Annotated in this window: 19 protein-coding genes and 6 tRNA genes; 10 read left to right on the top strand and 15 right to left on the bottom strand. The window is 71.8% G+C overall.

What is annotated here, in order from left to right; genetic code table 11:
• Positions 1–558 precede the first annotated feature (558 nt).
• The 4 genes from ACWG52_RS20050 (at position 559) to ACWG52_RS20035 (ending at position 5,900) form a co-directional block, all read left to right on the top strand.
• Positions 559–2,349 carry a sporulation protein gene (locus ACWG52_RS20050; protein WP_453125494.1) on the top strand — a complete coding sequence of 597 codons (1,791 nt, stop codon included), beginning with the start codon at positions 559–561 and terminating at the stop codon, positions 2,347–2,349.
• A 44-nt stretch (positions 2,350–2,393) separates the two neighbouring features.
• A complete protein-coding gene (lhgO, locus tag ACWG52_RS20045) occupies positions 2,394–3,626 on the top strand; it encodes an L-2-hydroxyglutarate oxidase (protein ID WP_389804865.1) in 1,233 nt (410 codons plus the stop codon).
• 140 nt (positions 3,627–3,766) lie between these two features.
• Positions 3,767–4,513 (top strand): tRNA (guanosine(46)-N7)-methyltransferase TrmB, encoded by a 747-nt coding sequence (gene trmB / locus ACWG52_RS20040; RefSeq protein ID WP_389804960.1) that lies wholly within the window; start codon positions 3,767–3,769, stop codon positions 4,511–4,513.
• Between the two features lie 43 nt (positions 4,514–4,556).
• Positions 4,557–5,900 (top strand): PrsW family intramembrane metalloprotease, encoded by a 1,344-nt coding sequence (locus ACWG52_RS20035; RefSeq protein WP_389804862.1) that lies wholly within the window; start codon positions 4,557–4,559, stop codon positions 5,898–5,900.
• On the opposite strand, the gene ACWG52_RS20030 is transcribed toward ACWG52_RS20035, so the two are convergent.
• The 3 genes from ACWG52_RS20030 to ACWG52_RS20020 form a co-directional block, all read right to left on the bottom strand.
• A complete protein-coding gene (locus ACWG52_RS20030) occupies positions 5,819–6,844 on the bottom strand; it encodes a M23 family metallopeptidase (protein WP_389804860.1) in 1,026 nt (341 codons plus the stop codon). The genes ACWG52_RS20035 and ACWG52_RS20030 overlap by 82 nt on opposite strands.
• A 302-nt stretch (positions 6,845–7,146) precedes the next feature.
• Positions 7,147–8,325, bottom strand: coding sequence for a PP2C family protein-serine/threonine phosphatase (locus ACWG52_RS20025; RefSeq protein WP_389804857.1), 1,179 nt, complete (start codon positions 8,323–8,325; stop codon positions 7,147–7,149).
• 200 nt (positions 8,326–8,525) lie between these two features.
• A tRNA-Met gene (locus ACWG52_RS20020) sits at positions 8,526–8,599 on the bottom strand.
• 301 nt (positions 8,600–8,900) lie between these two features.
• Between ACWG52_RS20020 and ACWG52_RS20015 the strand changes: the two genes are divergently transcribed.
• The gene (locus tag ACWG52_RS20015) at positions 8,901–10,151 is read left to right on the top strand and encodes a hypothetical protein (RefSeq protein WP_389804855.1); all 1,251 of its coding nucleotides are present in this window, start codon (positions 8,901–8,903) and stop codon (positions 10,149–10,151) included.
• A gap of 76 nt (positions 10,152–10,227) precedes the next feature.
• Here the strand turns inward: ACWG52_RS20015 and ACWG52_RS20010 are convergent, their stop codons facing one another.
• The 7 genes from ACWG52_RS20010 to ACWG52_RS19980 form a co-directional block, all read right to left on the bottom strand.
• Positions 10,228–10,743, bottom strand: coding sequence for a GNAT family N-acetyltransferase (locus tag ACWG52_RS20010; protein ID WP_266352410.1), 516 nt, complete (start codon positions 10,741–10,743; stop codon positions 10,228–10,230).
• A 106-nt stretch (positions 10,744–10,849) separates the two neighbouring features.
• Positions 10,850–10,922, bottom strand: a tRNA-Lys gene (locus tag ACWG52_RS20005).
• A 218-nt stretch (positions 10,923–11,140) separates the two neighbouring features.
• Positions 11,141–13,459, bottom strand: coding sequence for a DEAD/DEAH box helicase (locus tag ACWG52_RS20000; RefSeq protein WP_453125490.1), 2,319 nt, complete (start codon positions 13,457–13,459; stop codon positions 11,141–11,143).
• Between the two features lie 278 nt (positions 13,460–13,737).
• Positions 13,738–14,283: a hypothetical protein gene (locus ACWG52_RS19995; protein WP_389804769.1), complete on the bottom strand. Its 546-nt coding sequence runs from the start codon at positions 14,281–14,283 to the stop codon at positions 13,738–13,740.
• 131 nt (positions 14,284–14,414) lie between these two features.
• Entirely contained in the window at positions 14,415–14,798 is a 384-nt protein-coding gene (gene crcB, locus ACWG52_RS19990) for a fluoride efflux transporter CrcB (protein WP_033223423.1), read from the bottom strand.
• The gene (locus ACWG52_RS19985) at positions 14,795–15,337 is read right to left on the bottom strand and encodes a FluC/FEX family fluoride channel (protein ID WP_389804766.1); all 543 of its coding nucleotides are present in this window, start codon (positions 15,335–15,337) and stop codon (positions 14,795–14,797) included. Before ACWG52_RS19985 ends, crcB begins: the two co-directional genes overlap by 4 nt.
• A complete protein-coding gene (locus ACWG52_RS19980) occupies positions 15,334–15,684 on the bottom strand; it encodes a metallopeptidase family protein (RefSeq protein ID WP_030726307.1) in 351 nt (116 codons plus the stop codon). Before ACWG52_RS19980 ends, ACWG52_RS19985 begins: the two co-directional genes overlap by 4 nt.
• Before the next feature lie 103 nt (positions 15,685–15,787).
• On the opposite strand from ACWG52_RS19980, the gene ACWG52_RS19975 reads away from it, so the two are divergent.
• The 3 genes from ACWG52_RS19975 (at position 15,788) to ACWG52_RS19965 (ending at position 16,072) form a co-directional block, all read left to right on the top strand.
• Positions 15,788–15,860: transfer RNA gene (locus tag ACWG52_RS19975), tRNA-Glu, on the top strand.
• Positions 15,861–15,899: 39 nt separating this feature from the next.
• Positions 15,900–15,973, top strand: a tRNA-Asp gene (locus ACWG52_RS19970).
• Between the two features lie 22 nt (positions 15,974–15,995).
• Positions 15,996–16,072, top strand: a tRNA-Phe gene (locus tag ACWG52_RS19965).
• A gap of 38 nt (positions 16,073–16,110) precedes the next feature.
• Here ACWG52_RS19965 and ACWG52_RS19960 read toward each other — a convergent pair.
• From ACWG52_RS19960 to ACWG52_RS19950, 3 genes are read right to left on the bottom strand one after another with little or no spacing between them, the layout of a single operon-like run.
• Positions 16,111–16,956: a cytochrome c biogenesis CcdA family protein gene (locus ACWG52_RS19960; RefSeq protein WP_390168505.1), complete on the bottom strand. Its 846-nt coding sequence runs from the start codon at positions 16,954–16,956 to the stop codon at positions 16,111–16,113.
• Positions 16,953–17,702, bottom strand: a complete 750-nt coding sequence (locus tag ACWG52_RS19955) for a DsbA family protein (RefSeq protein WP_389804760.1) — start codon at positions 17,700–17,702, stop codon at positions 16,953–16,955. The genes ACWG52_RS19960 and ACWG52_RS19955 overlap by 4 nt, the downstream gene beginning before the upstream one ends.
• A 53-nt stretch (positions 17,703–17,755) precedes the next feature.
• Entirely contained in the window at positions 17,756–18,349 is a 594-nt protein-coding gene (locus ACWG52_RS19950; RefSeq protein WP_453125487.1) for a hypothetical protein, read from the bottom strand.
• Positions 18,350–18,460: 111 nt separating this feature from the next.
• Between ACWG52_RS19950 and hrpA the strand changes: the two genes are divergently transcribed.
• Positions 18,461–22,384, top strand: a complete 3,924-nt coding sequence (hrpA, locus tag ACWG52_RS19945; RefSeq protein ID WP_453125486.1) for an ATP-dependent RNA helicase HrpA — start codon at positions 18,461–18,463, stop codon at positions 22,382–22,384.
• Positions 22,385–22,465: 81 nt separating this feature from the next.
• Positions 22,466–22,539: transfer RNA gene (locus tag ACWG52_RS19940), tRNA-Asp, on the top strand.
• A 648-nt stretch (positions 22,540–23,187) separates the two neighbouring features.
• Here ACWG52_RS19940 and bldC read toward each other — a convergent pair.
• Both bldC and ACWG52_RS19930 read right to left on the bottom strand, forming a co-directional pair.
• Positions 23,188–23,394: a developmental transcriptional regulator BldC gene (gene bldC, locus ACWG52_RS19935; protein WP_003949541.1), complete on the bottom strand. Its 207-nt coding sequence runs from the start codon at positions 23,392–23,394 to the stop codon at positions 23,188–23,190.
• Positions 23,395–23,961: 567 nt separating this feature from the next.
• Complete coding sequence (locus tag ACWG52_RS19930; RefSeq protein ID WP_389804752.1) at positions 23,962–24,816, bottom strand: hypothetical protein; 855 nt, start codon at positions 24,814–24,816, stop codon at positions 23,962–23,964.
• Positions 24,817–24,836 lie beyond the last annotated feature (20 nt).

Here is a 24,836-nt window from a genome sequence, read left to right as displayed (position 1 = left end):
GGGACCCCGGGTGGCTCGGGGTCCATGCTGCCACGGGACAGGCGTGCGAGAGTGGTTAAAGGGGGCGCACACGCAAACGAACACGCCCCGGCAACTCGGTATTTGGCGTTCCGTTCCCACCGCCCCATAGGTCGCTTTCAGCCATTCTTCGGCCGCCGGAAGAGCCGTCACGGGCCGCCGGCACCCGACGCGGGGGCGCGGTCCGGGGGGCGCATTCCACCCCCCGGACCGTTCCGCCACCCGCGGGGATTGAGGCAGCGGCATCCCCCGACCCGCCCGGTCAGGCGGCGGGCCGACCCACGCACCGCACATCGAATCGCCGGGTCCGGGGACCGGCCAGAGCGCACGGGCGGGCGCACGGCCACACGGGCGGAGCACGCGCTGACACGTGCGCCCCGGCACCGGGTCCGGGGCGGACTGTGCAAACGGACAACAATCCCGCCATACGGAAGTAAGGGCCTTAACGCTTGGGAGGCGGGGAACTACGCTGGGTTTACGAAATGCCGGGCGCCTATGCCCCGGCGGCGTCTGCGTTCCGCGTGTGACGAGGGGTGGCGCATGTCCAGGGAGCTCCGCGAGCCCAATGAGAAGCTCGGCGCCGTCCTCGCCCTCGCGGGCATCAGCAACGCCGGGCTGGCCCGGCGGGTCAACGACCTCGGCGCACAGCGCGGCCTGACGCTTCGGTACGACAAGACGTCGGTGGCCCGGTGGGTGTCGAAGGGGATGGTGCCGCAGGGCGCCGCCCCGCATCTGATCGCCGCCGCGATCGGCGCGAAGCTGGGCCGGCCGGTGCCGTTGCACGAGATCGGACTGGCGGACGCGGACCCCGCGCCCGAGGTCGGGTTGGCCTTCCCGCGCGACGTGGGCGCGGCGGTGCGCTCGGCCACCGACCTCTACCGGCTCGACCTCGCCGGGCGGCGCGGCGGTGGCGGGATCTGGCAGTCGCTCGCGGGCTCGTTCTCCGTGGCGGCGTACGCGACGCCCGCCTCGCGCTGGCTGATATCTCCCGCCGACAGCTCGGTGGCCCGGGAACCGGCGGGCAGCCGGGCCCCGCACCTCACGCCCGGCCCGACGGCGACCGGCCCGACGACGGCCGATGCCGCGACGACGGGTGTCTCGGCGGCCGACGCCCCGACGCCCGGTGCCCCGACGGCCGACGACGCGGCGACCGACGGCTCGACCGACGGCGGCTCCGCGACGCTCGACCCCGCGGCGCGGCATTCCATGGTCCGGAGCCCCGTATCAGCGACCCCCTCGGCTCACGACGTACCGGCGCGCGAGGCGACGGCGCCAGGTCCCCGGTCCTCCCCGGACGGCCGCACGACCGGCCCGATGACAGGTCTGGCAGGCGCGATGACGGGACCGGCGACAGGCCCGCCGTCCACCGTTGTGCCCGCCCAGCCCGGACCCGAAACGCCGCGCGACCACGGCCAGCGCGTGGGCCACAGCGATGTGTCCAAGCTGCGCGAGGCCGCCGAGGACGCGCGCCGCTGGGACTCCAAGTACGGCGGCGGGGACTGGCGTTCGTCGATGGTGCCCGAGTGCCTGCGGGTGGACGCGGCGCCGCTGCTGCTCGGCTCCTACACGGACGAGGTGGGCCGCGCGCTGTTCGGCGCGACCGCCGAACTGACCCGACTGGCCGGGTGGATGGCCTTCGACACCGGTCAGCAGGAAGCGGCCCAGCGCTACTACATCCAGGCGCTCCGGCTCGCCCGCGCGGCCGCGGACGTACCGCTCGGCGGCTACGTGCTGGCCTCGATGTCGCTGCAGGCGACCTACCGGGACTTCCCAGACGAGGGGGTGGACCTCGCGCAGGCCGCCGTCGAGCGCAACCGGGGGCTGGCCACCGCCCGCACCATGAGCTTCTTCCGGCTGGTCGAGGCGCGGGCGCACGCGAAGGCGGGCGATTCGACGGCCGCCGGGGCGGCGCTGCGGGCGGCGGAGGGCTGGCTGGAGCGGTCCCGGGCGGGCGATCCGGATCCGACCTGGCTGGGTTTCTACTCGTACGACCGTTTCGCGGCCGATGCCGCGGAGTGCTACCGGGACCTGAAACTGCCCCGGCAGGTACGGCGGTTCACCGAGCAGGCCCTGTCGCGGCCCACCGAGGAGTACGTGCGCTCGCACGGCCTGCGGTTGGTGGTGAGCGCGGTCGCCGAGCTGGAGTCGGGCAATCTCGACGCGGCCTGCGCGGCGGGCACCCGAGCGGTGGAAGTGGCGGGCAGGATCTCCTCGGCGCGGACGACCGAATACGTACGGGACCTGCTGCACCGCCTGGAACCGTACGGGGACGAGCCGCGGGTGGCGGAGCTGCGGGAGCGGGCCCGGCCGCTGTTGGTGGCGCCGGCGTAGGACCTGTCTTCCGGGGGCCGCGTGGCCGGGTTGTCGGTGCCGGGGTGCAGTATGCAGGGGTGGGAGGTGTCAGCGTGGGTGGCGGCGTGGACTGCGATGTGCTGGTGATCGGCGGCGGAATCGTCGGCCTGTCGACGGCGCATGCATTGTCGCGCCTGGCTCCGGGGACCAGGGTCGTGGTCCTGGAGAAGGAGTCGGGTCCGGCCCGGCACCAGACGGGCCGCAACAGCGGGGTGATCCACAGCGGGATCTACTACCGCCCGGGTTCCCTGAAGGCGCGCTTCGCGGTGAGCGGGGCGGCCGAGATGGTCAAGTTCTGCGCGGAGCACGGCATCGCGCACGAGGTGACGGGCAAGCTGATCGTCGCCACGGAGCGGGAGGAGCTGCCGCGGCTGCACGCCCTGGTCCAGCGCGGCCGGGAGAACGGCATCCCGGTGCGCGAGCTCGGCCCGGCGCAGATCACGGAGTACGAGCCGGAGGTGCGCGGGCTCGCCGCGATCCATGTCGGCAGCACCGGGATCGTCGACTACGGCCAGGTGAGCGCCCAGCTCGCGGAGTCCTCGGGCGCGGAGATCGTCTACGGCGGCGCCGTGGACCTGATCTCCCGGCGCGCGTCGGCCGTGGCGGTGCGCACCACGTCCGGCCTGGTGGTCCGGGCGCGGGTGCTGGTGAACTGCGCGGGCCTCCAGTGCGACCGGATCGCCCGCCTCGCCGGAGACGACCCGGGCATGCGGATCATCCCCTTCCGTGGCGAGTACTACGACCTGGCGCGGCCGGACCTGGTCCGGGGCCTGGTCTATCCGGTGCCCGACCCGGCGTTCCCCTTCCTCGGGGTGCACCTGACCCGGGGCATCGGCGGCGGCGTCCACGTCGGACCCAATGCCGTGCCCGCGCTGGCCCGTGAGGGGTACGGCTGGTCGACGGTGCGGCCCCGGGACATCGCGGACGAGCTGGCCTGGCCGGGATCCTGGCGGATGGCGGCACGGCACTGGCGGTACGGGACGGGCGAGATCCACCGCTCGCTGTCGAAGCAGGCCTTCACCCGGGCGGTACGGCGCCTGCTGCCGGCCGTCACCGCCGCCGATCTGCACCCGGCCGCGGCGGGGGTCCGCGCCCAGGCCGTGCTGCGCGACGGCACCCTGGTGGACGACTTCCTGATCCGGGACGCCCCGCGCACGGTCCACGTCCTCAACGCTCCCTCGCCCGCGGCGACCGCTTCGCTCCCGATCGGCCGCGAGATCGCCACCCGCGCCCTGCGGACCCTCGGCTCGGCCTGAGCGGCGCTTCGGGAGGGGTGCGGGAGCCGCTCGCGCGGCGGCTCCCGCACCCCCCGTCGTAGAATCAGCGCATTGTGTCTGAGTCCCTGAATCCCCAGTCGCCCCGCCTCCCGGACGCCGCGCCGGAGACGAACTCGTACGTGCCGCCCAAGTGGCGCACCGAGCCCCGCTTCCCCGACGGGCCCGCGCCGGACCCGGCCGGCTCGCACCACGAGCGGCGGATCCGGAGCTTCCAGCCCCGGCGCAGCCGGGTCACCACCGGCCAGGGCGAGGCCCTGAAGCGCCTGTGGGGCACCTGGGGCCTGGACATCGACGGCCACGAGGTCATCGACCTCGACGCTCTCTTCGGCGGGCTCCCCGTCGTCCTGGAGATCGGCTTCGGCATGGGCGAGGCCACCGCCCAGATGGCCGCCGAGGACCCCGACACCGGGATCCTCGCCGCCGACGTGCACACCCCCGGGCAGGGCAACCTGCTCGCCCTCGCCGAGCGCGGCGGCATGACCAACATCCGGGTGGCCAACGGCGACGCGATCATCCTGCTCCGCGAGATGCTGCCGCCCGACTCCCTGGCCGGGATGCGCGTGTACTTCCCGGACCCGTGGCCCAAGGCCCGCCACCACAAGCGCCGGCTGATCCAGCCCGACTTCCTCACGCTGGCCGCGACCCGCCTGGCGCCGGGGGCCGTACTGCACTGCGCGACCGATTGGGAGCCGTACGCCGAGCAGATGCTCGAAGTGCTCACCGCGCACCCGGACTTCGAGAACACGCAGCCCGACGGCGGCTTCTCCCCGCGCCCCGCCTTCCGGCCGCTGACCCGCTTCGAGGGCCAGGGCCTCGACAAGGGCCACCTCGTACACGACTTGCTCTTCCGTCGCACGGAGAACTGACAAGGTCACCGCGCGTGTCAGAGCGGCCGGCTAGGGTCGTGGTGTGTACCGAGCGCTCCAACTCGTACTGCCACGTCCGTCCGGCACGGTCCGCACCTGCGTGCTCCTCAGCCTGCTCGCCGCGACCGGGATCGCGATCCTCGAACTCGTGCGGGAACAGACCGGGACCTCCGGCTTCCTCGTCGGTCTCGGTCTGGCCCTGCTGCCGGTGGCGCCGCTCATGGCGGCCTTCCGGTGGCTGGGCCGGGCCGCGCCCGCGCCCTGGTCGCAGCTGCTGTTCTGCTTCGGCTGGGGGGCCTGCACCGCGGCTCTGATCGCGATACTGGCCAACAACTTCGCCACCGAGTGGATAGCCGCGACCACCACCGACGCCTCCGCGGCCGATCACCTCGGCTCGGTGGCCGTCGCCCCGGTGGTGGAGGAGAGCGCCAAGGCGGCCGCCCTGCTGCTGGTGTTCACGTTCCGAAGACGGCATTTCACCGGCCCCGCCGACGGGTTCGTGGTGGCCGGCTTCACCGCCACCGGGTTCGCCTTCACCGAGAACATCCTCTACCTGGGCAACGCCTTCGTGGAGGACCTGGCCGACCGCAGCGGCGCGCTGGAATCGGTGACGGCGGCGACCTTCTTCGTACGGATAGTGCTGTCGCCGTTCGCGCACCCGCTGTTCACCGTGCTCACCGGACTGGGCTTCGGCGTGGCCGCCCTCGGCGCCCGCCGTGCGCGCCGGATCTGGCCGCCGCTGCTCGGCCTGGCGTTGGCCATGGGCATGCACGCGCTGTGGAACGGTTCCTCGCAGTTCGGGGACCACGGGTTCTACGTGGTCTACAGCTGCGTGATGGTTCCGGTGTTCGGGCTGCTGGTGTGGCTGGCCGTGCGGATAAGGCGGGACCGGCTGCGGGCCGTCGAGGACGAGCTCGCGCCGTACGCGGCCGCGGGCTGGCTCGGCCCTGCCGAGGTCCCGGCCCTGGCTTCGATGCCGGCCCGCTCGCTGGCCCGCGCCCTGGCCCGGGACAGCGGGGGCCGGGCCGCCGGACGTACGGTCGCCCGCTACGAGGCGGACGCGGCGGCCTTGGCACTGCTACGGCACCGGGCGCGGCGCGGCGGCCCCGCACGGGAGCGGGATTTCGCCCGCCGGGAGCGGGAGTTGCTGGACCGGCTCTGGCGGTCGCGGGCGACGGCGGGTCCCGCGCTGGCCCGGGCGGCGGTCATGGAGGAACTGATTCCGCCGTGGTTCGACCCGCTGGACCCGGCGGCCGCGCGGACGGACGTGCCCGGACCGCGTCGGACTGACGACGCCCCCGGGTCTCAGACGTTCAGGCCCTTGGAGTTCAGCCACGCCAACGGGTCCTGCGTCGAACCGCCCTTGCGTACTTCCAGGTGGAGATGAGGTCCGGTGACGTTGCCGGTGGCGCCGACGCGGCCGATGGTCTCGCCGGCGCCGACCGTGCCGGAGGTCACCGACATCGAGGAGAGGTGGCAGTACCAGATCTCCGTGCCGTCCGGGAGCTCCAGCACGATGCGGTAGCCGTACGCGCCGGACCAGCCGGCCGAGGTGATCTTCCCGGCGGCCACGGCCTTGGCCGGGGTCCCGGTCGGGGCCGCGAAGTCGAGGCCGGTGTGGTGGCCCGATGACCACATGGAGCCGGAGTCGCCGTAGTGCGAGGTGAGGGTGTAGGCGGAGGTGGGCAGGGAGTAGCTGCCGGACGGCTGGGCGAGGCGCTCCTGCTCGGCCTTGGCCGCCGCCGCTTCCGCGGCCTTCGCCTCGGCCTCCTCCTTGGCCTTGGCCTCGGCCTGCGTCCTGGCCTCCTCGGCGGCCTTGCGGGCCTCCTCCAGCTTCTGCTTGGCCTCCTGCGCGGCTGCCTGCTGCGCGGCCAGCTCGGCGTCCGCCCGGGCCTTCGCCTCGGCGGCGTCCTGCTGGGACTCGGCCTGCTGGAGGATGCGGTTGCGCAGCACCTCGCCGGCGTCCGGGCCCTCGGCGGACTGCTGCGCGATGATCCCGGTCCGCTCGCCCGTCGCGGCAGCCGATCCGGAACCGTCCTCCTCCTGCTGGGCCTTGCCCCCGGTCATCATGTCGGGGAGGGCCGGCAGGGATATCGCGACCTGGGGCCGGTCCTGCGCGGTGGCGATGCCACCCGCGCCGACCGCCGCGATGACGCCGACGCCGAGCACGGTGGAGCTGCGGGCAAGTCCCCCGCGCTGCTTGGCGACCCGATGCTTGCCGCGGACCGGGCGCACCGAGTCCTCGGTGGGATTCCACTCGCCCCAGGCACCCGCGGTGGGCGGCTGCTCCTGGATCTCGATGCCTTCAGGGGCAGGCAAGTTGGAGGCCACCGGGGCACACTCCTCATCGACGCGCAGAGACGCGCGCGCGCACGGTGCCGTCTCTTGCGACGGCTGGGACGACCGCGCTGCGTTATCGAAAGGTAATAGACGTAGGGGAGTGATTCCAAGCTTCTCCGCTTGATCGTTCCCACCAATCAGCCACACACCGACTGGCTTTGGCCATACCTTTCTCCAGCAAACCCATCCCAACCAGGGCAAAAATCAAGCGACTCCCCTATCAGTTCAGCCACAGGCCTGAAATGACGATCCGTCACGTTGCTTGCGGAAAGCATTCATTCACCTACGGAACGTCACATCGCATCGCCGCGCGGCACCACCGGCACGGTCCGCCGGCGCTCCGGCTCCCGTTCCCCCGGCCGACCCACCGCCAGCAGCGCCATGTCGTCCGTCGCCCCGCCGCCCGTGTGCCGGCGCACGTCACTGCTGAGCGCGCTGAGCAGCGCCTGCGGACCGGGGAAGATCCGCCCGCGCAACCGGGCCGCCGGATCGTAGAAATCCCCCACGCCGTCCCGGGCCTCGGTCAACCCGTCCGTGTACAGCAGCAGGGTGGTCCCGGCCGGGAAGGCCCACTCCTGCACCAGGTCCGGCCAACCACCCAGCTCCCCCATGCCGAGCGGCAGGGCCGGTTCCGCCGGAGCGAGGACCGCCAGGTCCCCGTTCGCGTGCAGCAGCAGCGGCTCGGGGTGGCCCCGGTTGAGCAGCCGCAGCGCGCCCGCGCCCGGCGGGACCTCCCCGAGCACGCACGTGGTGAACCCCTCCACCGCGTCCAGGCTGTCGCGCCGCGTGCCCTCGCGGGCCAGCGCCCGCTCCAGCCGCTGCGCCAGCGCCTCCAGCGTGGGCTCGGTCTCCGCCGCCTCCCGGAACGCCCCGAGGACCACCGCGACGGCCTCCACCGCCCCCAGCCCCTTGCCCCGTACGTCGCCCACCGCCAGCCGCACCCCGTACGGGGTCTCCTGGACCGCGTACAGATCCCCGCCGATGAAGGCGTCCGCCTGCGCGGCCTCGTACCAGGCGGAGACGTGCAGCCCCCCGATGCGCTCGGCGGGCTTCGGCAGTACCGCCCGCTGCGCGGCCTCGGCGATCCCGCGCGCCGAGGCGAGCCGCTCACCGCTGCGCCGCACCATCCGGTTGATCAGGAGCGCCAGCCCGGCGACGGTCAGTACGGTCACCAACTCGGTCAGCGCCTCGACCTGCAGGCTGGTGCCGTTGAGGATGTGCAGCACGAACACGGCGCACACGGCCAGACCGCCGGTCAGGGCCGTGGCCCACAGGGTGAACAGCGGGGCGGCGATCAGCGGGGCCGCGGTGAAGAACGGGGACCCGGTGAAACTGGGCGGGGTCAGCACGTCGAAGACCATCCCGACGGCGATCAGCACGCCCGGCAGCACCCGGAGCACCCGGCGGGCCGGACCGCTCCCGACGCCGGCCGCACGCCGCCCGCCACCCCCGCTCTTCCGGCCCAGCCCCACCACACGCTCTCCTGCCGCCCGGTCCCCGCGCTCCACGGGTGCGGGCCCGCCGCCGCGCCCCTCAAGGCTGGCGGCAGGAGCGGGCGTACGGCGACCCGGCGGTGGCCGTACGGGTGACAGGTGACGGGTGACAGGGCACGAGGAGGAACGGGAACACGACGAAGGCCCGGTTCCCAAGGGAACCGGGCCTTCGTCTTCAGTAGCGGGGACAGGATTTGAACCTGCGACCTCTGGGTTATGAGCCCAGCGAGCTACCGAGCTGCTCCACCCCGCGTCGGTGAACACAACTCTACGCCATCGGGGAGGAGCCCTTCACCAATTGGTCCCCGACCCACCCCGGAACCGGCATCGCCGCAGGTCAAGGCCCTAAAGATGGCCGAATCCAGCACCCCGCGAACGAAGATCATCTCTGTTGCACGGCAGTGACACTGCACGGATGATTCCGCGATCGGATCCGGGCGAAGATTCATCTGTCGCCGAGGCCAGGGGGAACACGAACCGGCCGGACGACACAGACCACACCAACCGGCTCGGCACTCTGCCGATGCCCTCGTGATTCCTGGGGGGAGTCCACCATGTCCGTTCGCACCGCAGCCGCCATCGCAGTCGTCGCCGGCGTTGTCACCACTCTGCTGCCGCTCTCGGCCACCGCCGCGTCCGCCGCACCCGCCGCCGACGACCACGCCGTACTGCGCACGGAGATGGGCGCTCCCGTCCCCAGCGGCCCGCTGTCCCGCGGCGGCGCCACCGAGACCTTCGACCTGACGGTGAAGAACCCGACCGGCAAGGCCGTCGAGTACAAGCCGTGGCTGCTCCTCGACCCGAAGGGTCCGAGCCTGCTGGACGAGAACGACGTCGTCTTCAAGGTCGAGGCGGTGGACGCCCCGGCGACCAAGTCCTCGGTGGGCGGGCAGGACGGGGAGTGGCAGGGCCTGTTCTCCCCGTCCGCCAAGAAGCCCGGCGCCGGCTTCGACATCCCCGCGAACGGCAAGATGACCTGGAAGGTCACCATCGGTCTCGGCGCGAACTACCCCACGAACAACGGCGACTTCAACTTCACCGCCACCAGCTACAACAACTCCGTCGCCCCCGGCGGCGCCGACTCCCACCTCTTCAAGGTCGACCCGCAGATCAAGACGGGCGAGCTGAAGACCTGGTTCAAGCAGGTCAATTGGGGCCAGGACGGCCAGGAGCCGCGCGCCCACCTGGACCTGAACTACCAGGCCACCGGCGACGGCACGTTCGGCACCGCCCTCGCCACCAGCCTGACCCTGTCGCACCCGGGCGCGCAGAACGCCGACTTCCGGCTCCAGGCTCTGATCGACGGCCGCTGGCAGGACGTGAACGCCAAGGACAGCCGCTACGAGCTGCCGCGCATCGCCAAGGGCTTCGGCGCCGCCTCCGGCGTCCACACCCAGCCGCTGCGCCTCAGCCTGGGCAAGGACACCAAGCTGACGAAGCGGACCGTCATCACGATGGAGGCCGAAGTCCGCAAGGCCGAGGGCAACACCTGGCCGCTCATGACCGTCCCGGTGCAGTTCCCGCTGGTCCCGAGCACGGCGCCGGCGCCGACCGAGCCGACGACCAACCCGACCACCACCACCCCGTCCCCGACCCCCTCCTCCACTTCCTCCTCCGCCGTGCAGCAGGCCGTCGCCACCTCCACGGGCAACTCCAACGTGACGACCACGGGCTCCTCCACGGGCTCGCTGGCCACCACCGGCGCCGGCTCGTCCACCGGCCTGTACGCCGGCCTCGCCGCGGCGCTGGTCGCGCTCGGCGCGGCTGCCGCCTGGCTCGGCCGTCGCCGCCGCACCCACGCCTGATCGCACCTCCCCACACCCCGAAGCGCCCCGCCCGATCCCTCGGGCGGGGCGCTCCCCGTTGCGCGCGGATATGCCGTCAGGCGGCGGCCCGTTCGCGGTGGCGGGTCAGGACATGGGTGGTGGAGCCGTCGTCCTCGCGCACGTCACGGACGTGGGCGAAGCCGATGCGCGTGAGCAGCGCGAGAGAGGCGGTGTTGGGCGCGGCCACCGTGGCGTGCACCTCGGCCAGGCCGAGGCCGGTGAAGCCGTACGCGACGACCGCCTCCGCGATCTCGGTGCCGAGGCCGGATCCCCAGGCCTCGGGGGCCAGAGCGTAGATGATCTCGTGGCCGTCGACCTCGTCGGTCCGCTTGATCTCGGCGTGCCCGACCAGTCGGCCGTCCCTGCGCACGGCCCAGACGTCGAAGAGTCCCTCGGCGTAGACCTTCGTGAAGACCCGCCCGAACAGGGCGCGGTCCTCGGCCTCGGTGGCGGGGCCGTCGCCCATCCACCGGGAGACCCGGGGGTCCTGGAAGAGGGCCACGAAGGCTTCCTCGTCCTCGGGCGTGTACGGGTCGAGCAGCAGGCGCGCGGTACGCAGAACCGGAGTCACGGCGGTGACGCTACCGCCGGCCGCCCCGGGGTTCACCCGATTTACGGCGGCCCCGGACACAGCACGGCGCCCCGTCCGCACAGTGCGGACGGGGCGCCGGGAGCGGTAGGCCATGTCGGACTCGAACCGACAACCAACGGATTAAAAGTCCGCTGCTCTGCCAATTGAGCTAATGGCCCTCCAGGTGCTCACCCCAGAGCATAGCCGGACCGCGCCGGTCAGCCGATCGGGTATCCGCCGACCGGCCTGTCGCCGGCGGTCCGGTGGCGTCGCGCAGGGCCTGGGACCGGCTTCCGAAGGGGTGTTACTGGTCATCAGTTCCCGGGAGTGCGGAAAGGGCCCGTACGACACCGTGGTGTCGTACGGGCCCTTTCTCAGGGGTTCAGCTCAGCCGCGATCAGCCGTTGCGCTTCCAGCGCGGCTTGTCGTCACGACGGCCACCGAAGCCACCGGTGGAACCGGAGCCGGAGCCACCGGACGGGCGGTGGTCGTCACGGCGGCCGTACGGGCGGTCGCCGCCACCGGAGCGGAAGCCACCGGAGGGACGGTCGTCACGACGGAAACCACCGGACGGACGGTCGCCACCGGAACGGAAGCCGCCGGAGGGACGGTCGTCGCGGTTGAAGCCGCCGGAGGGACGGTCGTCACGGCGGAAGCCACCACGGTCGCCACCACGGTCATCGCGGTTGAAGCCACCGGACGGACGGTCGTCACGACGGAAACCACCGGACGGACGGTCGCCACCGGAACGGAAGCCACCCGACGGACGGTCGTCACGGCGGAAGCCACCACGGTCGCCACCACGGTCATCGCGGTTGAAGCCACCGGACGGACGGTCGTCACGACGGAAACTACCGGACGGACGGTCGCCACCGGAACGGAAGCCACCCGACGGACGGTCGTCACGGCGGAAGCCACCACGGTCGCCACCACGGTCATCGCGGTTGAAGCCACCGGACGGACGGCCACCGCGGTCACCGCGGTCGTCGCGGCGGAAGCCGCCACGGTCGCCACCGCGGTCGCCGCCACGGTTGTCGCGACGCTCGAAGTTGCCACGGTCGTCACGCTGGGCGCGCTGCTCCTCGCGGCGCTCCTGCGCGGCCAGCTCGGCGGCAGCGGCGGCGGCAGCGGCCGCGACCTCGGCCTCGGCGGCCTCGGCCACCTCGGCGACAGCGGCCTCGGGGTCCTCGCCACGCTCACGGGCGGAACGGGCGACGAGGCGGTCGGCCTCCTCGCGCAGTTCCACGGCGCGGCGCGACAGGCGCTCCAGCTGCTTGGTGAGCTCGGCGACCTCGCGCTCGGCCTGCTTGGCGGCGTTGTTCGCGGAGTCGGCCTGGACCTCGGTCAGCGAACGCGCGCCGGTGATCTCGGCGACCTCCGGCTCGAACGCGCCGGCGCCCTGGACGATGTGGCGCGAGGCGTCGACGCCCGCGTCCTCCATCAGGCGGAAGATCTGGCGACGCTGGTGCGGCAGCGCGAGGGAGACCACGACACCGGACTTGCCGGCGCGGGCGGTACGGCCCGAGCGGTGCAGGTAGTCCTTGTGGTCGCCGGCCGGGTCCACGTTCAGGACCAGGTCGATGCCGTCGACGTGGATACCGCGGGCGGCGACGTCGGTGGCGACGAGCGCGTTGACGTAGCCGTCCTTGAAGTCGGCGAGGACGCGGGTACGGGCACCCTGCGTCATGCCGCCGTGCAGCGCGTCGGCCTTCACGCCGGCCTCGACGAGCTGCTCGGCGATGCGGTCGGCGCCCAGCTGGGTGCGGACGAAGATGATGGTGCGGCCCTTGCGGGCGGCGATGGCGGCCGTGACCGGCGCCTTGTCCTTCGGCTTCACGACGAGGACGTGGTGCGTCATGGTCGTGACGTTGCCCTGCGCGCTGTCGACCTCGTGCGTGACGGGGTTGGACAGGTAGCGCTTGACCAGGGTGCCGATCTCGTTCTCCATGGTGGCGGAGAAGAGCATGCGCTGGCCGCCGCCGGGGATCTGGTCGAGCAGCTCGGTGACCTCGGGCAGGAAGCCCAGGTCGGCCATCTGGTCGGCCTCGTCGAGGACCGCGACCTGGACGTTCTCCAGGGAGCAGGCGCCACGGTTGATGATGTCGCGCAGACGGCCGGGGGTGGCGACGAGGACGTCGACACCGCGCTCCAGAGCGTAGATCTGGTTGCTCATGGAGGTACCGCCGCAGACGACCTTCATCTTCAGGCCGAGCACGTCGCCGTAGGGCTGGAGCGCGTCCGCGACCTGCATGGCGAGCTCACGGGTCGGCGTGAGGATGATCGCGCGGGGCTTCTTCTTCTCGGTGTGACCACCGGCCAGCGAGGCCAGGGTCGGCAGACCGAAGGAGAGGGTCTTGCCGGAGCCGGTACGGCCACGGCCGAGGATGTCCTTGCCGGCCAGGGCGTCCGGGATGGTCGCGGCCTGGATCGGGAAGGGAGCGGTGACGCCGTTCTGGGCGAGCTTGCGCACGATGCCCTCGGGGAGACCGAGGTCGCCGAAGGTGATCGAGGGCTCGGCGTCCGCGTCGGCGTCGTCGAAGTCGGTGGTCGAGTCCTCGAAGGACTCGTCGGTGTTCACGTCGGCCTCAAGAGCCTCGATGATCTCGTCCGCCTCAGCGGCCTCGATCGCCTCGGTGACCACAAGGGCCTCGGCGTCGATGATCTCGTTGGTGTCGTTCTCGGGCATGACGGAACGGTCAGAACTGGAAATGGACATGCGAAATGCGAAACCTTCCGGAGTCTCGGCACGCGCCCAAACTCCGTGAATCGCAAATCGACCGCCTCAATGCGGTCAGCCACGGCTAGGGAGAGTACGCGCCACACGGCGCTCTTCGGATTCGGCGCCGGGCAATGGGATCAAACGATCTATAACCATACGCACCCTCCCCGGGGTCTGGCAAGTCGCTCCCTCCAAAAGGACGCTGACCTGCGGAAACTCCCTGAGGAGCGGCACCGGACCGAGCCCGGTCGGGCCCGGTCGGGCGCCCGCCGGGCCTAGAGCTCGGGCACCGGCGCCACGGTCGGCTCCGGCTGCGGACTCTGCGAAATCGGCGTGGGTTCCGTCACAGGGGGAGTGGTCGCCGGCGGCGCCGGGGTCGGGCCGGCCGTCTGCTGCCCGCCGGCCGAACCGCCCGGACCGCCGGGTCCGCCCGAACCACCCGTGGTCGGCTGCTGCGGGCCCTGCCCGCCCGCACCGCCACCCGCACCGCCGGCCGGGCCGGCCGACGGCGCGGGCACCCCCGGCCGCCCGCTCGGCGCGCCCTCGCTCGGCGAGGCCCCGGTCGCGCCGGAGGCCTTGCCGTCCTCCTTGGACCGGCCGCCCTGGCTCCCCGTACCGTCCTTCGTGCCGTGCCCGTTGCCGCGGACCCCGGAGCCCCGCCCCGAGACGGTGCCGGCGCCCGCCTCGGCGCCGCTGCGGCGGTCTCCCGAAGCGGCCGGCCCGGGCTTCGCCGCGTCCTCACCGACGCTCATGCAGCCGGCCGTCGCCGCGACCGCGAGCGCGGTGACGGCCAGTCGGAGGGAAGCGGACAACTGGCGCACGGGGGCACCTCCGGAGCCTGTGGATGAACTTTCCGCATGTGCGGGTCAATGTGCCCAACTCCCTTTGACCCACAAGGGACACGCCTTCGGCCGAACCCCTGGCCCGAACCTCGCGCGGAACACGGCGGAACTCAGCCGAGGAGCTGTCGCGCGACCTGCGAGCCGAGGTGCACCGCGCCCAGCCCGACCAGCACCGACATCACCACGTTCGCCGCGGCCAGGAACCCGCGGCCACGCTCGGCCAGCCGCAGCGTCTCGTACGAGAACGTCGAGTACGTGCTCAGCGCCCCGCACAGCCCGGCCCCGAGCAGCAGCTGCCACCGCGAGGAGGCGGCCCCCGCGAGCGCCGCCCCGGACAGCGTCCCGAGGATCAGGCAGGCGGTCGCGTTGACCACGAAGGTGCCCCAGGGGAAGACGGCGTCCGGGCCGTCCAGCCGTGCCTGCACCGCGCGGTCCAGCAGGTAGCGCAGCGGCGCGCCGACGGCCGCGCCCGCCACCACGAGCAGCCAGTTCACCGCGGACCGCCGCCGGGTCCGGGGCCGCGCCCGCGGAGCGCGAGCCGCGTCATCGAGGCCGCCGCCCACACCGCGCCGAGCGCCGCCACCACCGTGAACGCGCCGTAGGCCAGGGCGGTCCCCGCCTCCCCCTCGTCCAGGAGCCGCGAGAAGTCCACCGCGTAGGTGGAGAAGGTGGTGAAGCCTCCGAGCACGCCGACCCCGACGAAGGGCCTCAGCAGCGGATGCGGCGTCGTCCGGCCGCCCTCGCTGATCAGCACCATGAGGACGCCGATCAGCGCACTGCCGGAGGCGTTGATCCACAGGGTCGCCCACGGGAAGGCCCCGGGCGCGGCCGGCCACAGCAGGGAGACCCCGTACCGCGCCGCGCCCCCGGCCGCGCCGCCCACCGCCACCGCCGCGAGGACCCGGGCCTGCGGCTCGGCGCGCTGCGCGGGTACGTGCAGGTCGACGTCCGGATCGATCGCCTCCGCCGGCCCGTCGGGAACGGGCCCGTCGGGAACCTGCCCCGCAGCCGACCCCGGACCCGGCCGGGTCACCCGTAGCCCAGCGCGTGCAGCCGGTCGTCGTCGATCCCGAAGTGATGGGCGATCTCGTGCACCACGGTGACCTCCGTCTCGGCGACCACGCTCTCCCGGTCCTCGCACATGCGCAATGTGGGATTGCGGTAGATGGTGATCCGGTCCGGCAGCACCCCGGCGTACCACTCGCCGCGGTCCGTCAGGGGAGTTCCCTCGTACAGGCCGAGCAGCTCGGGGTCGTCGGCGGGTGGTTCGTCCTCGACGAACACCGCCACGTTGTCCATCAGCCGCGTCAGCTCCGGCGGAATCCGGTCCAGGGCCTCTGCGACGAGCTCCTCGAACTCCTCGCGCGTCATCTCCAGCACCCGGCCATTGTCGCTCCGGGGGAAACCGTTTTGGCGATAGCTCCCCGGATCCCATATGCTTCTCACGTCCCCGACGCGCTGAGAAGTGCCCGGCGGGCCTTTAGCCCTCATCGTCTAGTGGCCCAGGACGCCGCCCTTTCAAGGCGGTAGCACGGGTTCGAATCCCGTTGGGGGTACGCATTACCGTGTGCAAGACTTGGTCTCGCACACTGCAAGGTCCTGTGGAGCAGTTGGTTAGCTCGCCACCCTGTCAAGGTGGAGGTCGCGGGTTCAAGTCCCGTCAGGATCGCTGAAGCCGGAAACGGTTTCGTGGCTGGGTAGCTCAGTTGGTACGAGCGATCGCCTGAAAAGCGATAGGTCGCCGGTTCGACCCCGGCCCCAGCCACCATCAAGAAGGCCCCGTCCGTCGGACGGGGCCTTCTGTGGTTACTCCCCCTCCGCCTCGGCCGCCGCCGCGCGCTCCCTGCGGCGCCACTGCACGACGCCCACAGCCGCCGCCCCGGCGGCGACCAGGGCGAGCAGCGCCGCGTCCGGGACCGCGTCCGCCAGCGAGCCGACCCACTGCTCCACGGCGAACGAGTCGTCCACGTCCAGCAGCCCCGGCAGTGCGCTCGCCCCGTCGTAGGCGAGGAACAGCACGCCCAGCGTGATGAAGAACAGCCCGGACAGCAGCGAGGTGGTGTGCAGCTCGAAGCGGCCGACGCGCAGGGCCCGCCCGCGCAGCCAGCGCCGCCTGCCCAGGTCGAACCGCTCCCACAACAGGGCCAGCAGGAACAGCGGCACGGCCATCCCCAGGGCGTAGACCGCGAGCAGGACGCCGCCGTAGACGGGGCTGCCGCTGACCGCCGCGACCGTCAGCACGCTGCCCAGGATCGGGCCGGCGCAGAAGCCTGCCAGCCCGTAGACCGCGCCGAGCGCGTACACCGACAGGGCGGTGGTCGGCCGGATCCGGCCCGACAGCTCCGAGATCCGCTTCGGGGCGAAGCCGAGGCCCAGGATCTGCGCCAGGCCGAGCGCGATGATCAGCCAACCGCCGGCCAACACGAGCTGGTCGCGGTTGCTGTGGAAGAACCGCCCGGCGTACGAGCCGGCCGCCCCCAGGGGTACGAGGGTGCTCGCGAGGCCCGCGTAGAAGATCCCGGTGCGCGCCAGGAGCCGCGAGGTGGAGTCGATGGAGTACGCGAAGAAGGCCGGCAGGAGCAGCGCGCTGCACGGGCTGAGCAGCGCGAGGAGGCCGCCCAGCAGGGCGGCCAGGTACCCGATGTCGGTCACCGCTTCGCCGCCTCGGCCTTCGCCTTGGCGATGGCCGCCGTGAAGGTGTCCAGCGGCTGGGCGCCGGCGATGGGCCTGCCGTTCAGCAGGAAGGACGGGGTGGAGGTGACACCGATGCGGTAGCCCTCCTCCTGGTCCTTCCGCAGGGCCGCCGCGGCCTGCTCACCGGCCATGTCCGCCTTGAAGCGCTCCAGGTCCGGGACCCCGGCCTCCTGGGCCAGCTCCACGAGCCGGGGCTCGGCGAAGCCCTTCTCCTTCGAGCCGCCGGCGTAGGCCGCCGCGTGGAAGGCGTCGAAACGGTCCTGCTGCCCGGCCGCCCAGGCGGCCTTGGCGGCGGCCTCGGACTCGGCGCCGAAGATCGGGAAGTTGCGCCACTCGATGCGCAGGGTGCCGTCCTGCACGTACTTCTTCACCAGTTCGGGCTCGGTGTCCCGGGCGAACTTGCCGCAGTAGCCGCACTTGAAGTCGGAGTACTCGATGAGCACGACGGGCGCGTCGGCGCGGCCGACGGCGAGCTTGTCGCCGGATTCACGGCGGGCCAGGGCCTTGAGCTCGGCGGTGGGGTCGGTCGCGGGCGCGGGCGCGGCGGCGGAGCCGGCCGAGCCGGTCGAGTCGGGTGCGGTGGCCTGCCAGGAGACGAGCCCGAGGGTGATCGCGGCGAGGGCCACCCCGGCGGAGATCAGCAGGGGTTTGGCGGAGGACTTCTTGGCGGGCTTCTTGGCGGCGGGCTTCGGGGAAGAGGGCATGCGGGTGCTCCAGTGCTGCGGGTGGGTGGGACGGGACCGGGGGACCGGTCCGTCTAGACCCGCATCACGCAGAGCCGCAGCCGGTCGGGGGCCGGGCGGTCGGGGCCGCGTACGGGGCTCCGCGCGGTGACGGCCGCGGCCGGACCGGCGTCCTCGGGCACCGCCCGGACCGGCGGGACCTGGGCGTGCTGCTCGCCCGCGGCACGCCGGGGGACGGCGGGCGAGCCGCCGTGGCCCGGAGCCGTCGGCGCGCAGGCGGGACCGTCGGCGTCGGTGGACACGGCCGCCCGCGGCCACGCCACGGCCGATCCGGTGCCCGGGGCCGAGACCGGGACGGCTGCCGGGCCCGAGGCCGAAGCCGAGGCCGAGGCCGAGGCAGGAGCCGGGTCCAGGACCGAGCCCGAGACCGAGGCACGACCCGGGGCCGAGGCCGGAGCCGGGGCCGAGACCGGGCCCGGGCCCGAGGCCGAGGCCGGAGCCGGAGCCAAGGCCGATGCCGGGTCCGAGGCCGCGACAGGAGGCGGGGCCGAGGCCGGAGCCGGGGCCGTTCCGGGCGTCGGGGCGAGCGCCACCGCCTGGGCCGCGCAGCCCAGCAACACCGCCAGTACCGCGAGCACGGCGCAGCCGAAGAGGCGGGGGCGGGACAAGGTGGGCTGCCTCTCATACGGACGACCGACGGACTCGTCCCGAAATGGTACGGGTCCACCCGACAAATGCGTTCGCCACCCGGAGGGCCCAGGTGAGATCCTCGATCAGGTATGTCTACTTCCTTCGCCGCCCTGCAGACGCTTCTCGGTGAGATCTCCCTCCGTGACGCGCACCGCCTCGGCCGCCGCCTCGAAGGCGCCCGCCGTATCCGCAAGCCCGAGGCCAAGCAGGCCGTGCTCGACGAGATCGCCGCGGAGGCCACCAAGGCCGCCGAGCGTCTGGCCGGCCGTGCCTCGCGGATGCCGGAGGTCACGTATCCCGAGAACCTGCCCGTCAGCCAGAAGAAGGACGAGATCGCCGAGGCGATACGCGACCACCAGGTCGTGATCGTCGCGGGCGAGACCGGGTCCGGCAAGACCACGCAGATCCCCAAGATCTGTATGGAGCTGGGCCGCGGCGTCCGGGGCATGATCGGGCACACCCAGCCCCGCCGGATCGCCGCCCGCACGGTCGCGGAGCGGATCGCCGAGGAGCTGAGGTCCGAGATCGGGCAGACCGTCGGCTGGAAGGTCCGGTTCACCGACCAGGTGGACCAGGACGCGACCTTCGTGAAGCTGATGACGGACGGCATCCTGCTCGCCGAGATCCAGACGGACCGCGAGCTGCGCGCCTACGACACGATCATCATCGACGAGGCCCACGAGCGGTCGCTGAACATCGACTTCCTGCTGGGCTATCTGGCCACGCTGCTGCCGAAGCGTCCCGACCTCAAGGTCGTCATCACCTCGGCGACCATCGACCCCGAGCGTTTCTCCCGGCACTTCGGCGAGGCGCCGATCGTCGAGGTCAGCGGGCGCACGTATCCGGTGGAGGTGCGCTACCGGCCGCTCCTGGAGGAGGACTCCGAGGACAGCGACCGGGACCAGATCACCGCGATCTGCGAGGCCGTGGACGAGCTCCAGGGCGAGGGTCCGGGCGACATCCTGGTCTTCCTCTCCGGTGAGCGGGAGATCCGCGACACGGCGGACGCCCTGAACAAACGGAACCTCCGCTTCACCGAGGTCCTCCCCCTCTACGCACGCCTCTCGCACGCCGAGCAGCACCGCGTCTTCCAGCAGCACACAGGGCGCCGGATCGTCCTCGCGACCAACGTGGCCGAGACCTCGCTGACCGTCCCCGGCATCAAGTACGTGATCGACCCGGGCACCGCCCGGATCTCCCGCTACAGCCACCGCACCAAGGTCCAGCGCCTCCCGATCGAGCGGATCTCGCAGGCCAGCGCCAACCAGCGCAAGGGCCGCTGCGGCCGTACCAGCGACGGCATCTGCATCCGGCTGTACTCCGAGGACGACTTCGACGCCCGTCCCGAGTTCACCGACGCCGAGATCCTGCGGACGAACCTGGCCTCCGTCATCCTCCAGATGACCGCGGCCGGCCTCGGCGAGATCGAGAAGTTCCCCTTCATCGACCCGCCGGACCACCGCAACATCCGCGACGGCGTCCAGCTCCTCCAGGAGCTCGGGGCGCTCGACCCGGCGGAGAAGGACCCCAAGAAGCGGCTCACTCAGATGGGCCGCCAGCTGTCCCAGCTCCCGGTGGACCCGCGGCTGGCCCGCATGGTCATCGAGGCCGACAAGAACAACTGCGTCCGCGAGGTCATGGTCATCGCGGCGGCCCTCTCCATCCAGGACCCGCGCGAGCGGCCCTCGGACAAGCAGACCCAGGCCGACCAGAACCATGCCCGCTTCAAGGACGAGACCAGCGACTTCCTCTCGTTCCTGAACATGTGGCGCTACGTGCGCGAGCAGCAGAAGGAGCGCGGCTCGTCGTCGTTCCGCCGGATGTGCAAGCAGGAGTACCTCAATTTCCTGCGGATCCGCGAGTGGCAGGACATCTACTCCCAGCTGCGCACGGTCGCCAAGGGCATGGGCATCCACGTCAACGAGGCCGACGCCCCCGAGCAGGTCGTGCACGTCTCGCTGCTGGCGGGTCTGCTCTCGCACATCGGGCTCAAGGACACGGACAAGAACGAGTACCTGGGCGCGCGGTCGGCCAAGTTCGCGATCTTCCCGGGCTCCTCGCTCTTCAAGAAGCAGCCCAAGTTCGTGATGTCGGCCGAGCTGGTGGAGACCTCGCGGCTGTGGGCCCGGGTGAACGCCAAGGTGGAGCCCGAGTGGGTGGAGCCGCTGGCGCAGCACCTGGTCAAGCGCACGTACAGCGAGCCGCACTGGGAGAAGGACCAGGCGGCCGTGATGGCGTACGAGAAGGTCACGCTGTACGGCGTACCGATCGTGGCCCAGCGGAAGATCAACTACGGCCGGATCGACGCGGAGGTCTCCCGCGACCTGTTCATCCGCAACGCTCTCGTCGAGGGCGACTGGCGGACCCACCACAAGTTCTACGCCGACAACCGCAAGCTCCTCACCGAGGTGGAGGAGCTGGAGAACCGGGCCCGGCGCCGCGACATCGTGGTCGACGACGAGACGCTCTTCGACTTCTACGACCAGCGGATCCCGGCGCACGTGGTCTCCGGGGCGCACTTCGACTCGTGGTGGAAGCACAAGAAGCGCGAGGAGCCCGAACTCCTCGACTTCGAGCGCGAGATGCTGCTGACCGAGAAGGCGGCCGGGGTCACCAAGGCCGACTACCCGGACTCCTGGCGGCAGGGGCAGCTGAAGTTCCGGGTGACCTACCAGTTCGAGCCGGGCGCGGACGCGGACGGCGTGACCGTGCACATCCCGCTGCAGGTGCTGAACCAGGTCACCGACGAGGGCTTCGACTGGCAGATCCCGGGCCTGCGCGAGGAGGTCGTCACCGAGCTGATCCGCTCGCTGCCGAAGCCGATCCGCCGGCACTACGTACCCGCGCCGAACTACGCCGGCCGCTTCCTGGACACGGCGGTGCCCCTGCAGGAGCCGCTGCCGGTCACGCTGGCGCGCGCGCTCCAGCGGATGGTCGGTGTCCCGGTCTCGGCCGAGGACTTCGACCTCGGCCGGATCCCCGACCACCTCAAGATCACCTTCCGGATCGTCGACGAGCGCCGTAAGAACCTCGCCGAGGACAAGGACCTGGAGGCCCTGCGGCTGCGACTGAGGCCGAAGGCCCGCCAGGCCCTCTCCAAGGCCGCCGCGGCCACCGCCGAGCGGGCGGGCGGGGAGTCGGTGGAGCGCACCGGGCTGACCGACTGGACGATCGGCACCCTGACCAAGGTCTTCGAGACCCGGCGGGCCGGCCAGCCGGTGAAGGCCTACCCGGCGCTGGTGGACGAGGGCTCCAGCGTCTCGGTCCGGCTCTTCGACACCGAGGCCGAGCAGCAGCAGGCGATGTGGCTGGGCACCCGGCGGCTCATCCTGCTGAACATCCCCGTGAACCCGGCGAAGTTCGCCTCGGACCACCTGAGCAACCAGCAGAAGCTGGCCCTGTCCCGGAACCCGCACGGCTCCATCCAGGCGCTCTTCGACGACTGTGCGACCGCGGCGGCCGACAAGCTCATCGCCGACCACGGCGGCCCGGCCTGGGACGAGGCGGGCTTCCGGAAGCTCTACGAGGCCGTCCGCGCCGACCTGGTCGACACGACCGTGCGCACGGTGAGCCAGGTGCAGCAGGTGCTGGCCGCCTGGCAGGCCTGTGAGCGCCGACTGAAGGCCACGGGCAGCCTGGCGCTCGTCGCGAACATCCAGGACGTCAAGACGCAGCTGGCGGCCCTGATGCCGGCCGGCTTCGTGACGCTCACGGGGCTGCGCCGGCTGCCGGACCTGATGCGCTACCTGGTGGCGGCGGACCGGCGGCTCCAGCAGATGCCCACGGGCGTCCAGCGCGACACCACGCGCATGGAGAAGGTCCACGAGATGCAGGACGAGTACGCCTGGCTGCTGGAGCAGTTGCCGAAGGGACGGCCGGTCCCGTCCACGGTCACCGACATCCGCTGGATGATCGAGGAACTGCGCGTCAGTTACTTCGCGCACGCGCTCGGGACGGCGTACCCGATCTCCGACAAGCGCATCGTGAAGGCGGTGGACGCGGCGGCTCCGTGACCGGCGCCGTGATCCGGTTCGACTGCACCCCCTGAGCTGCGGTACAGTCTGATTCGCAGCCGCCGAGCGGCCGCAAATCAAGGACCTGTGGAGCAGTTGGTTAGCTCGCCACCCTGTCAAGGTGGAGGTCGCGGGTTCAAGTCCCGTCAGGTTCGCAGAAACGTCAGGGCCCGTATCCCTCTGGGGATGCGGGCCCTGACGCGTTGGCGGGTGACAGCGCCCGGGCGGCCTTGGGAGGCGCCTGGGGCTCGTGGAGCGCCCGCGCCGCCCGTGAACGTCTCCTGGCCGTCTTCGTCCCCTCTCCGGGGCCCCTGCGGGCGCGCCCGCCGACCTCGTGCGGACGGAACCCCGGCCGGCCCCGGACCCCACGTACGCGGCCGTGGCCCGCGGAGGGGGCGCGGAAGGGGCGCTGTGGGGGCGAACCGAGGGTCGCCGCCCGGAATCCCCCGTTCGCATGATGCGCCGCGTGATGCGCTTCCCCTTTACGGGGTGCATTACCGGATATACAAGAGTGATCATCTGTGACGGGAGTCACCGTATGAGTTTTTGAGACTCATACTTTTATCGCACCCATACGCCCGCTCGATAGAATATGTGCAATGGCACCTACCCCGCCGGTAGTCCCTCGCGCGATCGAGACCGCCCTGACCTGGGCATAAAAAAGATCGCGCTGGACCCGGCGGAGTCCAGCGCGATCGAACGACCTGGGACCTGTTGGGGCAGACCCGGTCGTTTGAAGCTATGTGGGTCTCATCGGATTGGGGGACCCGATAAACCCGTTAAAGCGGGGTGTTTACGCGACCTCAGGCCTCGCTGCGCTGCTGCGGAATTCCCGCGAGCAGTGCGCGAACCTCGGCCTCGCGGTACCGGCGGTGTCCACCCAGGGTGCGGATGGACGTGAGCTTGCCAGCCTTGGCCCAGCGGGTGACCGTCTTCGGGTCCACGCGGAACATCGTGGCAACCTCAGCCGGGGTCAGCAGCGGCTCGGCATCAGGGGTGCGAGCGGTCATGAGCGGCCTCCTCGGGAGAACCGAACCATCTCGGTTCTTTCCTCTAAATTCTGCACCTTGGCCCGCGTTGCCCGAAATGGACATACGCGGGCCGAGTCGGTTATAGGACGAACGGCTTGTCCTCGGCACTACAACTACACCATCCGTCCAGCCTCGACGGCCAAACCGACGGAATTGCCCTCCGAGGTGTTCATCAGCGGCGGAAGCCGATGGACCGTCCCATAACGGACAGTCACCCCACTGTGACGATCAGTCACAGAGCGATCAGGAGTCGTCAGACCCCCCGTAGAGTGCAATGCCGAGCATTCCGCCCTTAGTTGGACGGAAGGAACCCTCCCCGGACTCCTTGTCCTATTTTGGCACGAGGGTAGGGGAAGGGCGCAAGGGTGTAGTTAGTGCGGTCCGTCACGCTTGGGCCAATGGCCCGTATCGGGACGTAGGTCCTGGCACTACGTCCCAAATGCCATGATCAGGCCTCTGATCAGCCATTATTGACCGATCGACCGATACCGGACGATACGCGCGACCCTCTCTCGGGTGAAACCAGCCACATAGGCCCCTTTCGGCCTAATTCGCGAAAAGTCGCTCCCGGACCGCTCGCCAACGTTCCGCCAGCCCCTCGTAGACCTCGGTCGCGCCCTCCCTGTCCCCGGCCCGCAGGGCCGCGATGCCCGCCGCGAGATCCGCGGCCGAGCGGTCGGCCGCCAGCCGGTCCGCCGGCAACGCGTGCACCAACCCGCCGTAGTCCAGCTCGACCAGCGAGCGCGGGTGGAACTCCTCCAGCCAGCTCCCCACCTCCACCAGCCCGTCCGTGAGCGACCCGTACCCCTCGGCGTCGCGCAGGGTCCGCAGCGCCCGGGCGAGTCGCCGCCGGGCCTGGACCATCGGCGTGCGGTAGCGCAGCCGCTCGCCCGGCACGTGGTCCCGCTCCTCGTCCGCCACCAGGACGAACCAGCGCAGCGGGACCTGCCACACCCCGGTACGGATCCACGGGCGCGCGTCCGGGTTCCGCTCGCGCCACCGCTCGTAGTCCTCGGCCGCCTGCCGGCGCGTCCCCGGCGGGAGCGCCGCGTCCAGGACCGGGCGCGGGAACCACTCGACGAGCTCCTGCAGCGCCAGCCAGCCGCGCAGCCGGGTGCGCCACGGGCAGATCAGCAGCACCCCGTCGACCACCACCGTGAAGGCGTCCGCGCTCTCGTGGGCCGGCACCCCCACCACCGGGACCCGCACCAAGTCCGACAGCGACCGGCGCAGTTCGTCCTGGGCGGTCGGGGTCGCCCCGCGCCGGGCGTAGTCGGCCCAGTGCGTGCGCTCCGGCTCGGCGAAGGCCGCCAAGGGCTCGTAGACGCGCAGGTAGGAGGCGTACGGGACGGTCGGCGCCGAGCGCGCGGACGGCAGCGGGAGATCGGAGGATTCGCTCACGCTCTCGTACTGCCCTGCCG

This window comes from Streptomyces sp. CLCI03 (assembly GCF_053615355.1).
This window is presented reverse-complemented; position numbering and strand designations above follow the sequence as displayed.

What these genes read in the sequence shown, in the direction of transcription:
- ACWG52_RS20050 (WP_453125494.1), top strand. Translation starts at nt 559, where the DNA reads ATGTCCAGGGAGCTCCGCGAGCCCAATGAGAAGCTCGGCGCCGTCCTC.
- ACWG52_RS20015 (WP_389804855.1), top strand. Translation starts at nt 8,901, where the DNA reads ATGTCCGTTCGCACCGCAGCCGCCATCGCAGTCGTCGCCGGCGTTGTC.
- ACWG52_RS20000 (WP_453125490.1), bottom strand. Translation starts at nt 13,459, where the DNA reads ATGTCCATTTCCAGTTCTGACCGTTCCGTCATGCCCGAGAACGACACC.
- ACWG52_RS19955 (WP_389804760.1), bottom strand. Translation starts at nt 17,702, where the DNA reads ATGCCCTCTTCCCCGAAGCCCGCCGCCAAGAAGCCCGCCAAGAAGTCC.
- hrpA (WP_453125486.1), top strand. Translation starts at nt 18,461, where the DNA reads ATGTCTACTTCCTTCGCCGCCCTGCAGACGCTTCTCGGTGAGATCTCC.
- bldC (WP_003949541.1), bottom strand. Translation starts at nt 23,394, where the DNA reads ATGACCGCTCGCACCCCTGATGCCGAGCCGCTGCTGACCCCGGCTGAG.